The organism is Nocardia abscessus, assembly GCF_015477775.1.
Classification (GTDB): domain Bacteria; phylum Actinomycetota; class Actinomycetes; order Mycobacteriales; family Mycobacteriaceae; genus Nocardia; species Nocardia abscessus_A.
Genome location: NZ_JADLQO010000019.1, coordinates 157,405 through 170,221, shown reverse-complemented (window position 1 = coordinate 170,221; position 12,817 = coordinate 157,405). Strand labels below are relative to the sequence as shown.

General features: G+C 67.3%; 12 protein-coding genes. 5 read left to right on the top strand and 7 right to left on the bottom strand.

The genetic code is table 11. The annotated features are described in order from the left end of the window. The first annotated feature begins 11 nt into the window (after positions 1-11). Both IU450_RS34450 and IU450_RS34445 read left to right on the top strand, forming a co-directional pair. On the top strand, positions 12-941 hold the full coding sequence (locus tag IU450_RS34450; protein WP_195153898.1) for an AraC family transcriptional regulator: 930 nt from the start codon (positions 12-14) through the stop codon (positions 939-941). 107 nt (positions 942-1,048) lie between these two features. Then, positions 1,049-1,636: a hypothetical protein gene (locus IU450_RS34445; protein WP_324197931.1), complete on the top strand. Its 588-nt coding sequence runs from the start codon at positions 1,049-1,051 to the stop codon at positions 1,634-1,636. Positions 1,637-1,801: 165 nt separating this feature from the next. Here IU450_RS34445 and IU450_RS34440 read toward each other — a convergent pair whose 3' ends face one another. After that, complete coding sequence (locus IU450_RS34440) at positions 1,802-3,424, bottom strand: ABC-F family ATP-binding cassette domain-containing protein (RefSeq protein ID WP_195153897.1); 1,623 nt, start codon at positions 3,422-3,424, stop codon at positions 1,802-1,804. Between the two features lie 567 nt (positions 3,425-3,991). On the opposite strand from IU450_RS34440, the gene IU450_RS34435 reads away from it, so the two are divergent. Further along, the gene (locus tag IU450_RS34435; protein ID WP_195153896.1) at positions 3,992-4,846 is read left to right on the top strand and encodes an NmrA family NAD(P)-binding protein; all 855 of its coding nucleotides are present in this window, start codon (positions 3,992-3,994) and stop codon (positions 4,844-4,846) included. Positions 4,847-4,915: 69 nt separating this feature from the next. Here the strand turns inward: IU450_RS34435 and IU450_RS34430 are convergent, their stop codons facing one another. Then, positions 4,916-5,653 (bottom strand): TIGR02206 family membrane protein, encoded by a 738-nt coding sequence (locus IU450_RS34430; protein ID WP_195153895.1) that lies wholly within the window; start codon positions 5,651-5,653, stop codon positions 4,916-4,918. A gap of 185 nt (positions 5,654-5,838) precedes the next feature. Between IU450_RS34430 and IU450_RS34425 the strand changes: the two genes are divergently transcribed. Then, the gene (locus IU450_RS34425) at positions 5,839-6,351 is read left to right on the top strand and encodes a Dps family protein (protein WP_195153894.1); all 513 of its coding nucleotides are present in this window, start codon (positions 5,839-5,841) and stop codon (positions 6,349-6,351) included. Between the two features lie 5 nt (positions 6,352-6,356). Here the strand turns inward: IU450_RS34425 and IU450_RS34420 are convergent, their stop codons facing one another. Both IU450_RS34420 and IU450_RS34415 read right to left on the bottom strand, forming a co-directional pair. After that, positions 6,357-7,265 carry an RNA polymerase sigma-70 factor gene (locus tag IU450_RS34420; RefSeq protein WP_195153893.1) on the bottom strand — a complete coding sequence of 303 codons (909 nt, stop codon included), beginning with the start codon at positions 7,263-7,265 and terminating at the stop codon, positions 6,357-6,359. Between the two features lie 37 nt (positions 7,266-7,302). Continuing rightward, a complete protein-coding gene (locus IU450_RS34415; protein ID WP_195153892.1) occupies positions 7,303-8,070 on the bottom strand; it encodes an SDR family oxidoreductase in 768 nt (255 codons plus the stop codon). Positions 8,071-8,257: 187 nt separating this feature from the next. Here IU450_RS34415 and IU450_RS34410 point away from each other — a divergent pair, with 187 nt between their 5' ends. Then, entirely contained in the window at positions 8,258-9,160 is a 903-nt protein-coding gene (locus tag IU450_RS34410) for an aminoglycoside phosphotransferase family protein (protein ID WP_324197930.1), read from the top strand. Between the two features lie 197 nt (positions 9,161-9,357). Here the strand turns inward: IU450_RS34410 and IU450_RS34405 are convergent, their stop codons facing one another. The 3 genes from IU450_RS34405 to IU450_RS34395 form a co-directional block, all read right to left on the bottom strand. Next, positions 9,358-9,666, bottom strand: coding sequence for a hypothetical protein (locus IU450_RS34405; RefSeq protein WP_195153890.1), 309 nt, complete (start codon positions 9,664-9,666; stop codon positions 9,358-9,360). Positions 9,667-10,161: 495 nt separating this feature from the next. Then, a complete protein-coding gene (locus tag IU450_RS34400; RefSeq protein WP_195153889.1) occupies positions 10,162-11,181 on the bottom strand; it encodes a BtrH N-terminal domain-containing protein in 1,020 nt (339 codons plus the stop codon). Between the two features lie 246 nt (positions 11,182-11,427). After that, positions 11,428-12,792, bottom strand: coding sequence for a flavin monoamine oxidase family protein (locus IU450_RS34395; RefSeq protein WP_195153888.1), 1,365 nt, complete (start codon positions 12,790-12,792; stop codon positions 11,428-11,430). Positions 12,793-12,817: the final 25 nt, after the last annotated feature.

Genomic DNA, 12,817 nt, shown 5'->3' with positions numbered 1-12,817 from the left:
ACTCTGACGACATGGACGCAGTGTCGCAGCTGTTGGCAGAAGTACGGGCGCGCGGCGCCGTCTTCCGGCAGACGATCGTGCGCCCGCCCTGGGCTCTCCGGATGGCCAGCGGCGCCCCGCTGACGCTGGCCACGATGCTGCGCGGGCAGGCGTGGATCGTGCCGGACCAGCACGAACCGGTACCCGTCGGCGTCGGCGATATAGCCGTCGTCCGCGGCGACGTGCCCTACACGGTGGCCGACCACCCCGCGACCACACCCTCGCTCGTGGTGACCAGCGCCGACTACTGCCCGGGAGCCGAGGGCATCGAGCAGGCCCGGACCTGCGGAACGCCGTCCGAAGAGGCCGCTGTGCTGGTCAGCGGGGCTTTCGAGCGCCGGGGCGAGCTCAGCGAACGACTGCTGCGAGCGCTGCCCGCCGTGCTGGTGGTGCCGCGCGAGGAGAGCCCCTACCCGCCGGTGGAGACAGTGGCCGAAGAGGTCGCCAGGGACCGGCCGGGACAGCAGCTGGTGCTGGACCGGCTGCTGGACCTGATGCTGGTTTCCGCGCTGCGCAGCTGGTTCGACAACCCGGACACCGATGCCCCGGCCTGGTGCCGCGCACTGGACGACCCGGTCGTAGGTGCGGCGCTTCGGCTCCTGCACGACACACCCGCCTACCCATGGACGGTGGCGGATCTGGCGTCGAAGGTGGGGGTGTCGCGCGCTGCGCTCGCCCGGCGGTTCACCGCGCTAGTCGGCGAGCCGCCGATGTCCTACCTCACGGGCTGGCGGATCGACTCGGCCGCGAACCTGCTGCGGGAGACCGACCACACGGTGGGGACGATCGCGAGAAAGGTGGGCTACGCCAACGCCTTCGCATTGAGCGTGGCGTTCAAGCGGATACGCGGCACGCGGCCCAGTGACCACCGGAGCCCGAAATCGGAGTGGCGGGCCGAATGAGGACGCTTGCGAGCGTCCATCCGGGTGCTGCCTACCAGGCAGAGACCGGTTCTCACCAGCGGCGCACACCCATGAGGGCGGTGCGGACCGCGGGATACTCTGGCCCGGTGCCTATTTCGTTCGAGATCGGGGAAATGCAGCAGGTCGACCACGCGACCTGGCGGGATCCTGGGACCGGTGACATGGTGAACGTGTCGTACTTCGACATGGTCCCGGATCTGCCTGCTCCACTGGAGGATCTGCCGGCTCTGCGCCGTCGCCTGGCCGAGAGAAGCGCCGAGAACGGCTGCCTGATCGAAGCTTTCGTGGTGTGGCTGGACGCGCAGCCCGCGCTGTTGCGAATGGAGAAGCTACCGTTGCCGAACCCGCCCCAGGGCTTGGTGTTCGCCGCGTCCGTGATCATCCCGAAGGCCCGCAGCAGCGCGGTCTTGCAGATCCTTTGTCCCGAGACCGGCACCACCGGCCTGCGTGAGGCCACGCTCGCCGCCGAGATCGGTTTCGACCACATGTATCCGCCGCATCCCTACGCGCCCGAGGTGCAGGGCCGGCTGCCGTACAACGCGGCCGACGACATCCGCTGGGACGCGAAATTCCCCGATCATCCGCTCAGCCGTGCTCGTCGCTGGATCGCGCACACCGTCCCGACCGCCCGGCTCGCCCCGGATTTCGCGGCACTGCCCCCGTTCGCCGGCTGACCCCACGTGCCGACCGCCACGGTGATCGCCGGACCAGCGGCACCCCTTATCCGTGCCCCAGCCGGACGCGGGTCCGCCGCGACCCTGCGGGTGGCGCGGCCACCAGGTCGGTCAGCCGAATCGGTGGCGGCGAACCTACCGTGCACAGTGGCCGCGCCGGTCTCGTCAGTGGTCGAGTTCCTCGAAGGCGCCGCGCTGCCGCAGATGGCCGTCCGGACCGAGTTCGATGATGGTGTCGATGCCGATCCGCGCCAGGAACGGGTGGTCGTGGCTGACGACGAGGACCGCGCCCCGATAGTCGGCGAGCGCCTCGACGAGCTGTTCGACGCTGGCGATGTCGAGGTTGTTGGTGGGCTCGTCGAGAATCAGCAGCTGCACGGGCGGATCGGCCAGTAGCAGCCGGGCCAGGCAGACGCGGAAGCGTTCACCGCCCGAGAGCGTCGACACGGGCCGGTCCACGCTGTCGCCACGCAGCAGCAGCCGAGCCAGCTGATTGCGGATGGTGGCCGGTGGCGTGGTGGTGGCGACGGCGTGAACGTTGTCGACCGCGCCGGCGTCCTCGGCCAGTCCGTCCAGGCGTTGGGGCAGATGACCGACGCGGTCGGTGAACAGGGTGCCCGTCACATGTCCCGGCGTAGGAGTCCTCGTGCCGAGCAGGTTCTCGATCAGCGTCGACTTCCCCGCGCCGTTCGGTCCGACCAGCGCGACCCGTTCGGGGCCCTGGATGACGATCGTGTGGTCGCCATCGCGTAGTTCGGCGATGCGGCGGCCTTGTGGCACGTCCGGATCGGGCAAGTCGAGGTGGATGTGTTCCTCGCGGCGTACGCGAGACTCGGCGGCTTCGAGAACTTGTTGAGCAGCGCGAACTTTCGCGTCGAGACCGGTGCGCATCGCGCCCGCCGAGGCCTGGGCCTTGCTGGCGCGGTTGCCGGCAAGGATGCGCGGGATCCCGCCGTGCTGCTGTGTCGCTCGTGCGGTGCGTTCGCGGCGCGCGAGTTTGGTCTCGGCCTCGATCCGTTGGCGCTTCTCGGTCTTCAAGACTTGTTCGGCGGTGCGGGCCGCCTGCACAGCCGCGGCCTGTCTTTGTTCGAGGTGTTGTTTCCAGGCGCCGTAGGGACCGCCGAACACTTCCACTGCCGCCGCGTGTAACTCGGCGGTGTTGTCCATGCGTTCGAGCAGTTCTAGGTCGTGACTGACGACAACGAGAGCGCCCGGCCAGGTGTCGACGAACGCGCCGAGCTGCGCGCGCGTGGCACGGTCCAGATTGTTCGTCGGCTCGTCGAGCAGAGTGATCGGGGTGCGGCGGATCCGTAGCCCGGTGACGGCGGCGAGCACGGCCTGGCCGCCGGATATCTGGTCGACGCGACGGTCGAGATCGGCTGCGGAGAAACCGATTTCGTGTAGCGCCTCGTCGGCGCGCGCTTCGATGTCCCAGTCGTCGCCGACCGCCTCGAAGTGTCGTTCGTCGGTGTCTCCGGATTCGATCGCGCGCAACGCGGTGAGCGTGCCCGCGATGCCGAGCAGTTCGGCGAGGGTGGTGTCGTGACCGAGGGTCAGTGTCTGGGGTAGATATCCGACTTCGCCGTCGACCTCGATGCGGCCCGAAGTGGGTGTCAGGATTCCCGCGATCAGACGCAGCAGTGTGGACTTTCCGGCGCCGTTGCGGCCGACGAGCCCGGTGCGCCCGGGGCCGAATGCGCCATTGAGCTGTGCGAGCGCGACGGTGCCGTCGGGCCATTCGAACGACAGGTTGTGCAACGCGATCGACGAATGCGTGGATGTCGACATATGGTGAAACTCCTTGTGCCCGTGGGGGAAGCTTGCGTTGAAGCCCGGGAATGCGGGCTGCGCACGCGGCGGCGGGCAGCAGCGGAGACCGAGTGGTACCGAAGCCATTTACCCGCAGGCGATTACCGCGCGAAGAATTACGAAGGCTCAGGCGACGGGCATCGTGCGCCCAGGACGATTCCACGACTTACCAACGGACGTGGTGATGGTGCACACGATGGTGACTTCGCGCGCTACGCATGCGCGACACGGCGGTTCATCGGATGCGATGAACGCCCAACCCGGAGTCGCCGCCTTCGAACAGGCGGCTACAGTCTGTCGACCTCGATGAGCACGGCGTCACCCTACCACCGGCTCGGCGTCCGGAGGATTCCGTCCACGCCACCCTCTCGGATGTACCGAGCTCATTGCCGGGGTTCCTGATCCAGGGCCGCACGACGCGACATACTCCCCGCGGCTTCCCCTTCCCACACGGCCGGGTGTGACGCACCACCGCTGCCGACCAGCCGTCTTGACCTCGAGCAAAGTTGAGCTTCTAGCGTCGTCCACGACGATAGGAGTTCGTTGATGACGACATTGGTTACGGGCGCCACCGGAAACACCGGCCGCCACGTGGTGAGAGAACTGGTGCGCCGGGACGAGCGCGTTCGGGCGCTGACCCGGAATCCCGCTGCGGCTGCGCGGATGCTGCCGCCCGGTGTGGAGCTGGTGGCGGGCACGCATACCGCACCGCAGATGCTGGACGCGGCCCTGGAAGGCGTCGACCGACTGCATGTCACCGTAACGGCGGGACTGGCCGAAGCCGGTCCCGAGTTGGTGCGGCGGGCTGTCGCGGCGGGCGTGCGGCGTATCACCGTGGTGTGGGGCGGTGCGGTCGGACCGGTGGAACAGGCCGTGGCCGATTCGGGTGTGGAGTGGACACGACTGGAACCGCAAGAGTTCATGTCCAACACGTTGACCTGGATCGAATCGATCCGGGCCGAGGGCGTCGTGCGGGAACCCTACGACTTCCCCAGCGCGCTGGTGCACGAGGCCGACATAGCGGCCGTCGCAGCTGTCGCGCTGCTCGACGACGGCCACGCGGGGCGCGCTTACAACCTCACCGGCCCGCAGTCACTGACACCGCGGGAGCGGATCGAGATCCTGTCTCCGGCTGTCGGTCGGGACATAGCCTTCGTCCCGATCACCCATGAGCAGGCCATCGACAGGCTCCTGGCCACCGGCGTTCCCCGAGCCGATGCCGAATACGTCATCGGCTGGTACGCCGCACCCAGCGCGGACTCCACCACGGTCGTCGACACCGTCGAGCGGGTAACCGGCCGCCCAGCCCGCACTTTCGCCGAATGGGTGGCCGAGCACGCGGAACGTTTCCAGGAGCCGTCAGCAGCCGGCCGGGTTCGAGGGCACGAGCGTAACGTTTGACGTTGCCGAAGCTTGGACGGGAGCCGACCGGCAAGGGCCCGACAACCCCGCAATCGGCACCTGTCCACGCTATCCGCGCGGAGAGAAGCGTGTGCTGCGATGTGGTCGCTCAACGCGTGATCTCCGAGTCCACGGCCAGGTCATCGATGCCCACACCGCAAGCAGGAGCACGGCCACGGTGACCAGATACCAGGGCCAGGGGCCGAGCACATCGAGCAGTGAGGGGGTCGCGGGTTTCCCGTTGACGAATCCGTAGTTGGTACCGGCGATCGAGTTGAAGACGAACGTGACCGCGACCCACACCACGGTGACGATGACGGCGAGCCAGTAGCTTCGCCAGTCCGGTCGCATGCCGATGCCCCAGGTGAGGTAGATGGCCGCCCAGACCACGACCAGGTGGATCGCCCAGAAGGCCAGGAATTCGGGATGCGGGAAATCCGGGCTGTCGAGTGCCGGTGACACGAGGGCCTGTGTGCTGAGAGTCAGGCACCAGTAATAGGTCAGCGCATACGCCCAGCGGCGGTGCGACCACAGGGCGTATGCCGCGACCATGGTCGCGAGATCGGTCAGTCGCAGCGGAACCGAGCGGCCGACAGTCGGCGGAACCATCGCGGCGAAGTAGATCGCCAGGTACAACAACAGCGTCGCGCCACCGGCTACGCGACCGAATCGGCGTTCCCCCTCCGGGCTACGGTGCCTACGGCCGACCAGGACAACCAACGCCGCACCGACCGCGAACACGGCCAGCACAACCCAGTGTGATGGCCCGTATGCGGAGAACTCCCGCAACGCCGATGGCGGGTCCACCCAGCCGATCTTATTCGCGCGGACGCGGCCGCCGAAGCCATCGCCGGATTTGTACGTTTACGCGCCCGCACACCGAGTCGACCGAGGTCCTGCGGCACAGTGACCCACCCGACAGCACAATCTGGAATGATTCCAATAAAGGTGGTCGTTGTTCATGGCGAAGCATTCTGGAAAGGAGCACAACCATGACTGCGGCACCTCGCACTCAGCAGCGGACCAATCGCCGTCTCGCCGACGATGTCCGGAATTTCACCGCCTCCCCCCGGCTGGCCGCCGATCTGCAACGCGTCCTCGTCGATCTCATCGAACTGCATCTGCAGGGCAAGCAGGCCCACTGGAACGTCGTCGGAGCCAACTTCCGCGACCTGCACCTGCAGCTCGACGAACTCGTCGACGCAGCCCGCGAGAGCAGCGATACCGTCGCCGAGCGGATGCGAGCCCTCGACGCCGTCCCCGACGGGCGTTCCGACACCGTCGCCGCGACGACGAGCCTCCCACCGTTCCCCGCCCAAGAGGTGAACAGCGCCGACGTCGTCGACTTGATCACCACGCGGACCTACGCGGCGATCGACACCATGCGCGACGTGCACGACACCGTGGACGCCGAGGACCCGAGCACCAGCGATCTGCTGCACCAGGTCATCGACTCGCTGGAGAAGCTGGCGTGGATGATCAAGTCGGAGAACCGCAGCGTCTGACCGCCCTACCGCGACCCGCCGTAGCGGAGGGCCGCCCAAGCGTCCGCCACGGGGCCCACGTGCCCGAGCTTGTCCGGGTTGTTCACCGTCCGGATCGTCTGGATCTGTCCGTCGAGGATGTCCAGTGCCCAGGTGTTGAGGATCCCGCCGTCCTGATCGCGGAAGATCGCACCCGGCTGGCTGTTCACCAGGTGTGGTTCCATCTTCGCGTCGATCCGAGCGAACATCCCGGCGAGCGCGGCGAGTGCCCGAGCCACGTGCTGAGCTCCGATGAATCGGTCGGCCCATTGCGGGGCCTTGCCGCCGCCGTCGCCGACCATCTGGACGTCGGCGGCCAGCAGCTCGGTAAGCCCGTCGACATCCCCGTCCCGGAACGCGTCGAGGAATCGCGCGGCGAGCTTCTCGCGCTGGGCGCGGTCGGCTTCGAACCGAGGCCGGGCCGCGTCCATATGACGGCGTGCCCGCACTGCGAGCTGGCGGCACGCGGCTTCCGTGCGTCCCACCGCGGAGGCGACCTCGGGGAAGCCGAATCCGAACACTTCCCGCAGTACGAAGACCGCGCGTTCGAGCGGGCTGAGCCGCTCGAGCAGCAGCATGGCCGCCATCGACAACGAGTCGGCCAGTTCCGCCGAACGCTGCGGGTCCTCGTAAGGGTCGACCAGCAGCGGCTCGGGGAACCACGGCCCGACGTACTCCTCCCGCCGGACACGGGCCGAGCGCAGCACGTCGATCGAGATCCTGCTCACGGTGGCGGCCAGGAATGCCTTGGCCGACGCCGGCCGGGTCGGGGATGCCGCATAACGCAGCCAGGTCTCCTGGACCGCGTCCTCGGCTTCGGTCACGCTGCCCAGCAGCCGGTAGGCGATCGAGAACAGCAGCGGCCGCAGCTCTTGGAACTCCTCGTCTCGCCTCACGCCGACTCCCTATCGAGTTCCTGGTCCTCGAGCACCGTCACCAGGGCACCGAGCCGTCTTCGCTGAAGAACCCGCCCGTCGGCCCGTCCGCGTCGAGCGTGGCCAGACGCACCAAGACCGCGGCGCCCTGCGCGACCGTGAGAAAACCGGTGTGATTGTTGCTGTCGGTGTCGACGTAGCCGGGAGCGACGGCGTTCACGAGGAACCCGTCCTTGCGCAGTTCCTTGGCGTAGTTCACGGTCAGCGCGGTCACCGCGGATTTCGACGGCGAGTACGCCGCCGACGGCAGCAGTGTTGCGAAGGGACCGTCCAGGTCGCTGGTGAGGGTCAGCGACGCGGCATGACTGCTGACGTTGACGATGCGCGGCGCCGCTGACCGCCGCAGCAGCGGCAGCATGGCATTGGTCACCGCGATCACCCCGAAAACGTTGGTCTCGAACACCTCCCGGACCATGTCCAGGTCGACGGTGCTGGGGACCTGATCGTAGGCGTCTTGGGGCGAAACCTGCCCGGAGCCGGTGATGCCTGCGTTGTTGATCAGCACGTCGAGGTGGCCGAAGCGCTCCTCGATCTGCTTCGCGGCCTCCTGGATGGTCGTGCGGTCGGTGACGTCCAGAGTGACCGCGTGCGCGGCGCCACCTGCCGCGCGCAGCGCCGCGGCGGCCTCCTCGCCGCGCCGCGGGTCCCTGGCACCGATCAGGACAACCATGCCCTGGGCCGCGAGTTGCTCGGCAGCCCCACGGCCGATCCCCTTGTTCGCCCCGGTAACCAGCGCGACCTTCTGATGTGTGATCCGCTCGCTCATGACCAGCTCCTTGCTATGAGAGGGGTGCGTGTTTCGCAGAACCTGTCTGCGAAACACGAGACGAGACAGCCCGGCCCCCTGTGACATGCGGACGGAAAATATCCGAGAGAAGATCGTGCGGCGGTGTGACGAATAGGCGGTAGACCTTGGGTTGTGGGAGTCCATGGTCGAGGTCGAGGATGACGCGGTGAGTGATGTTCCCCTCGATGGTCGCGCTGGGATCGACGCATTGTTGGTCGAGCGCCTCATCCGCGCACAGTTTCCGCAGTGGAGTGATCTGCCGGTCTCGCCGGTCCCGGTGGACGGCTGGGACAACCGTACCTACCGGTTGGGTGCGGACATGTCGGTGCGGCTGCCGACCGCGGCTTCGTACGCGCCTGCGGTAGAGAAGGAAAGCGTCTGGTTGCCCCGGCTGGCGCCCGTGCTGCCGGTCGCGATACCCACAGTGCTCGCCGTCGGAGCGCCGGGTTGTGGCTATGCCTTTTCGTGGTCGGTGCGCGATTGGCTGCCGGGCGACACCGCCGACCGGGCCGCGATCACCGACATGACCCAATTCGCTGCCGACGTCGCGGAGTTCATTCGTGCGCTCCAGCGATGCGATGGAACCGGCGCCCCGCAGGCCGGGGCGCACAGCTTCTACCGCGGTCACCATCCAGCGCACTACGACGAGCAGACCCGGCGCTGTCTGCGGGTGTCGGCCGGGCGCATCGATGTTCGACGGGCCACCCAGGTCTGGGAGTCTGCCCTGACCGCGAAGTGGAATGGGACCCCGGTGTGGTTCCACGGCGACATCGCTGCCGGCAATCTCCTGGTCTCCGGTGGGAGATTGACGGCGGTCATCGACTTCGGGACCTGCGGTGTCGGCGACCCCGCCTGCGATTTGGTTCTCGCCTGGACGATGCTGTCCGCAGACAGTCGCGCTACGTTTCGCCGGGTGTTGGGCCACGATGACGGCACTTGGGCACGGGCAAGGGGCTGGGCACTATGGAAAGCCTTGATCACCTTGGCCGAGTTCGGCGACAGCTACTCCGAGCGCGCGGAAGCCTGTCTGCGGGTCATCACGGAGATCCTTGCCGACGACCTCGAGTGACGTGCCGTCGTCCGGCTTTCCGAGTTCAGCGACCCTATCTGTCGGCGCTGTGTAGTTCGCTCGTGTGAACCGGACGCCGGGCCAGTTGTTTTCGCCTATCGCGCCATGGTTCGGCGTTGGCGGGGCGCTGCACTCGGCGAACCTCTTTTCCGCCAACCGCTTTCACAATCGCGACCACATTTCGAGCGGAACCTGGCTCACCGAGTCCCTGTGGCGCACGGATTCGGAAGTGCCGACATCGTGGCCAGGTCGCAGATGCCACTGGTCAATATCTGAAAAGGAGCTACGCCCAGCAGCACGATGAGTCCGATGATGTCGCCACGCTGGAGGAATCCCACGCCCGTGCGCACCGCCGCCGATCCGGAGTCCGCCGCCGCCGAACCACTTTCGGCCGCGATAGCGGTCACCGGGGCGGAGCCGATCGGTTCGGCCGTCGCGCCGGCTGCACTGACGACGAGAGTCGCCGCAGCGACCGAGGCGGCTACAAGGTGAAGGGGGGTACGCATCATCGCGCTCCTCTGCTAGAAGAATGACCGTTCACATGCTAGCAAGCGGATGCCCTGCTGTACGGAGAATCACCGGAGCAACGATCGGCACCTGCGGCACGTGCTCCGACCGCGGTTAGCAGCTTTGACCAGTAGTGTCGCGCCGTATCGCCGCACTTCAAAGCTTCCATACGTCGAAGGAAGAGACATCCGGCGCATTGCATCTGCCAGCCTTCCGGCCCTTATAAATGACTCGAATATTTCGTCACTTAATCCGCGATCCACAGGCGCTCCTGCATGGTGTCGAAGTGGTGAGTGCCCGGCCGGCGGCCTTCCTCAGGTGCAGATGAGCACCTGCGATTTCACGCGCATGATCGTCGCGCCCGTCGCCGAATCACGCTCGGCGGGAAGCATCGATCGGCCAGAGCGGAGTGCTCGCCATCGTGAGCCGCCGCGCCCGGGATCCCCAACACGGCGAGAAGGCCCTATTCGTGACCGGGGATCGGCCGTCCCCTTCTACTCCCCGCTCGATCTCGGACTCACGGTCTCACTGCCCAGGCAGCTCAGCGCCTGCATGGCCTCGCGCTCGATACGTGAAAGATCGCAGAGGATGGCGCCTGCCTGCACGAGGCACTGGGCATTGCCCGATTCACCAGCCTTCGTGATCAGCGCTGCGACTTCGGTCCACAGAGTGGCCGCCTCGCCGTAGCGCTCGTGACCGGTGCGCAAGTGGTTGCTGTCGAACAGCTCGGTGCATTCCGCGAGGAAGTCGCGGTAGAGGTTGCGGAACAGGGCGCCGCCGGTGCCGCCCTTCTCCATCAAAAGGGCGGCCTGTGGCAGGTCCCGCTGCGGGTCGTCAGTGCGCTGGAGCCATGTGCGAACCAGCCTGCCCGCCTTTTCGATGCCGCGGTAGCCGAGGTTGCCGATAGGCGGGTTGAGGAATGCGTCGGCGCAGGCGGTGATGGCGGAAATGACCCGGCCCTGTGCGAGGGCCAGGTTTGTCGGAGCGGTGAGGGTGAACGACCGATGCGCAGCGGTCATCGGGCCGCGCGCGGCCCTCGCCTGGGCGAGGCTGGTCAGGCTGGTGGATACCGTTCCGCCTTGCTGATCGGTGTCCACCAGGTAGGCGTCGTGGTCGTCATAGCCGTACATGGCCACGATATGACCGCCGAAGTGCACCTTCGAACCGAAGTAGTCCAGGTAGTAGCTGTCGAGCTGCAGCCCGACGGGGCGACCGGCATCGAGAGCGGCCACCACGTTCCCCCATGCTCTGCGGGGCGAGGTGGTCTCTTGGACCAGGAGTTCCAGCTCGAGTCCGGTGGCCAGATTCCTGGTGAGTTCGAAAGGCTTGACCCGTCCCCCGAGGAAGGGGAAGCCGATGTTCTTGCTGTCCCAGTAGATGAACGACAGACCGGAGCCCAAGCCGAACAGCATGGGCTCGGACAGATCGAGTCCTTGGTGCCGCAGCAGTACCCCGAGAGCTGTCGTCTCGCAGTGCTGCGTAGCGCGGGCATCGATGTCGATCACCGTGGCCATGCCGTGCTCTGCTGAACGGGGATGATCAGCCGGGTCATCAGTTCTCCTTGCGGTGCCTGTGCCGGTCCGATGAGATGGGCGCGAGCGAGTCGCCCAATGGTGAGGAGTCCGTCTTCCACGCCATCATGGTGGCCCCTCCCCCGGCGGGAGAGTCCAACGCCGCACCCAGTAGCCCACGTTGGTCACGGCACGTTGCGTGGAACGCACTGCGGCTTTGTGCGGCTGCCGCCGTGAACCACCGACCCCTCAGGCGCGGCTACCAACGAGGGCAGGGGCGACTTCGCGGGCTGCGCGGTGGCCGGATTCGGCGGCTCCGTCCATGTAGCCGGCCCACCGGGTAGCGGTCTCGGTGCCTGCCCAGTGCAGAGGGCCGACGGGTGTGCGCAGGGCCGGACCGAAGCGAGTGAGGGTGCCGGGAGTAGTGAACGCGCCATAGCAGCCGCGGCTGAATTCCTCTTCGGCCCAGTCGCGTTCGATGTAGGCGATCGGGTGGCGCGCCTGCGGCCCGAAGTAGCCGGCAAGGTCGTCGATCACCTGGGCCCGACGATCGGCGAAGTCCAGTCGCGCACCGATATCGGCGTGCCGTCCTTCGAGGAATCCGACGAGCACGCCGGGTGAACCCTCCGGCGGAGTGTTGTCGAATACGGTGCCCAGTGGCCGCTGATCGCTGTTGGCTTGACCGCTCAGGCCTGCCCGACGCCAAAAGGGCTCCTCGTAGACGACATTGACTTTGATCACCCTTCCCATCGGCATGCGCTGGACGAGCTGGTCACGATCGCCGGGCAGTCCCGGGGTGAAACGGATACGCGCCGCCAGCGGCGGCGGCACCGCGATCACCGCTCGGCGGGCGCGAACGGTCGTGCCGCCCGCGACGATTCGGACACCCGAAGCGTCCCACTCGATATCGGTCACCGCGGCGCCGAGGGCGACACGGTCACCGAGTTCCTCGGCCAGAGCCAACGCGATGGTCTGCGAACCGCCGACGACACGGTCCTGCTGCGCCCCGCCCGCGGTATTGATCAATGCGTCCAGCCCACCAGCCGCGCCGACGTAGAAGGCGGCCCACAGCGCGGACAGATCCTCCGGCTCGGCGGAGAACACCGCCTCGGTGATCAGCTGGAAGAAAGACCGTCCGCCGGCGGTATGGGCGGTCCGCCGCAGCCAGGTGGCGAAAGTTTGTGCGTCCAGGTCTTCGGCCTGGTCGGCTCGCCACGGCTCCCCTGCGGCGACACGGCGTGCTACACGGTCCAACCTCCACTGGATCTGCGCGACATCGGCCAGCGCCAGCGGGGTCAACTTGGGGATCCGGCCGCGGTACTCCGACCGGGCCGCGCCGATCTCGGCGATGTGACGGCCTGCGGTGTGCGTGGGAAAAGTCCGCAGGCCGAGTTCATCGATCAACGCGAGCACGTGATGCTGACCGGGCCCAACCCATTGACCACCCACCTCGATCGGGGCTCCGCCGGGCAGTTCACCGTTCAGCAGCCGCCCGCCGACTCGGTCGCGCGCCTCCAGCACAGCCACTTCGGCCCCGCTCCGCACCAGATCGCGGGCGGCGACCAGACCCGCGATCCCGGCACCGATGACGACCGCATCCACTGCGTTGCCCACTTCGCACCGCCTTCGTACACCATGT

Bases quoted from the DNA above. Each gene is read 5' to 3' on its own strand.
- IU450_RS34400 (WP_195153889.1), bottom strand. From the start codon at position 11,181: ATGGCCACGGTGATCGACATCGATGCCCGCGCTACGCAGCACTGCGAG.
- IU450_RS34450 (WP_195153898.1), top strand. From the start codon at position 12: ATGGACGCAGTGTCGCAGCTGTTGGCAGAAGTACGGGCGCGCGGCGCC.
- IU450_RS34415 (WP_195153892.1), bottom strand. From the start codon at position 8,070: ATGAGCGAGCGGATCACACATCAGAAGGTCGCGCTGGTTACCGGGGCG.
- IU450_RS34425 (WP_195153894.1), top strand. From the start codon at position 5,839: ATGACTGCGGCACCTCGCACTCAGCAGCGGACCAATCGCCGTCTCGCC.
- IU450_RS34440 (WP_195153897.1), bottom strand. From the start codon at position 3,424: ATGTCGACATCCACGCATTCGTCGATCGCGTTGCACAACCTGTCGTTC.
- IU450_RS34435 (WP_195153896.1), top strand. From the start codon at position 3,992: ATGACGACATTGGTTACGGGCGCCACCGGAAACACCGGCCGCCACGTG.
- IU450_RS34405 (WP_195153890.1), bottom strand. From the start codon at position 9,666: ATGCGTACCCCCCTTCACCTTGTAGCCGCCTCGGTCGCTGCGGCGACT.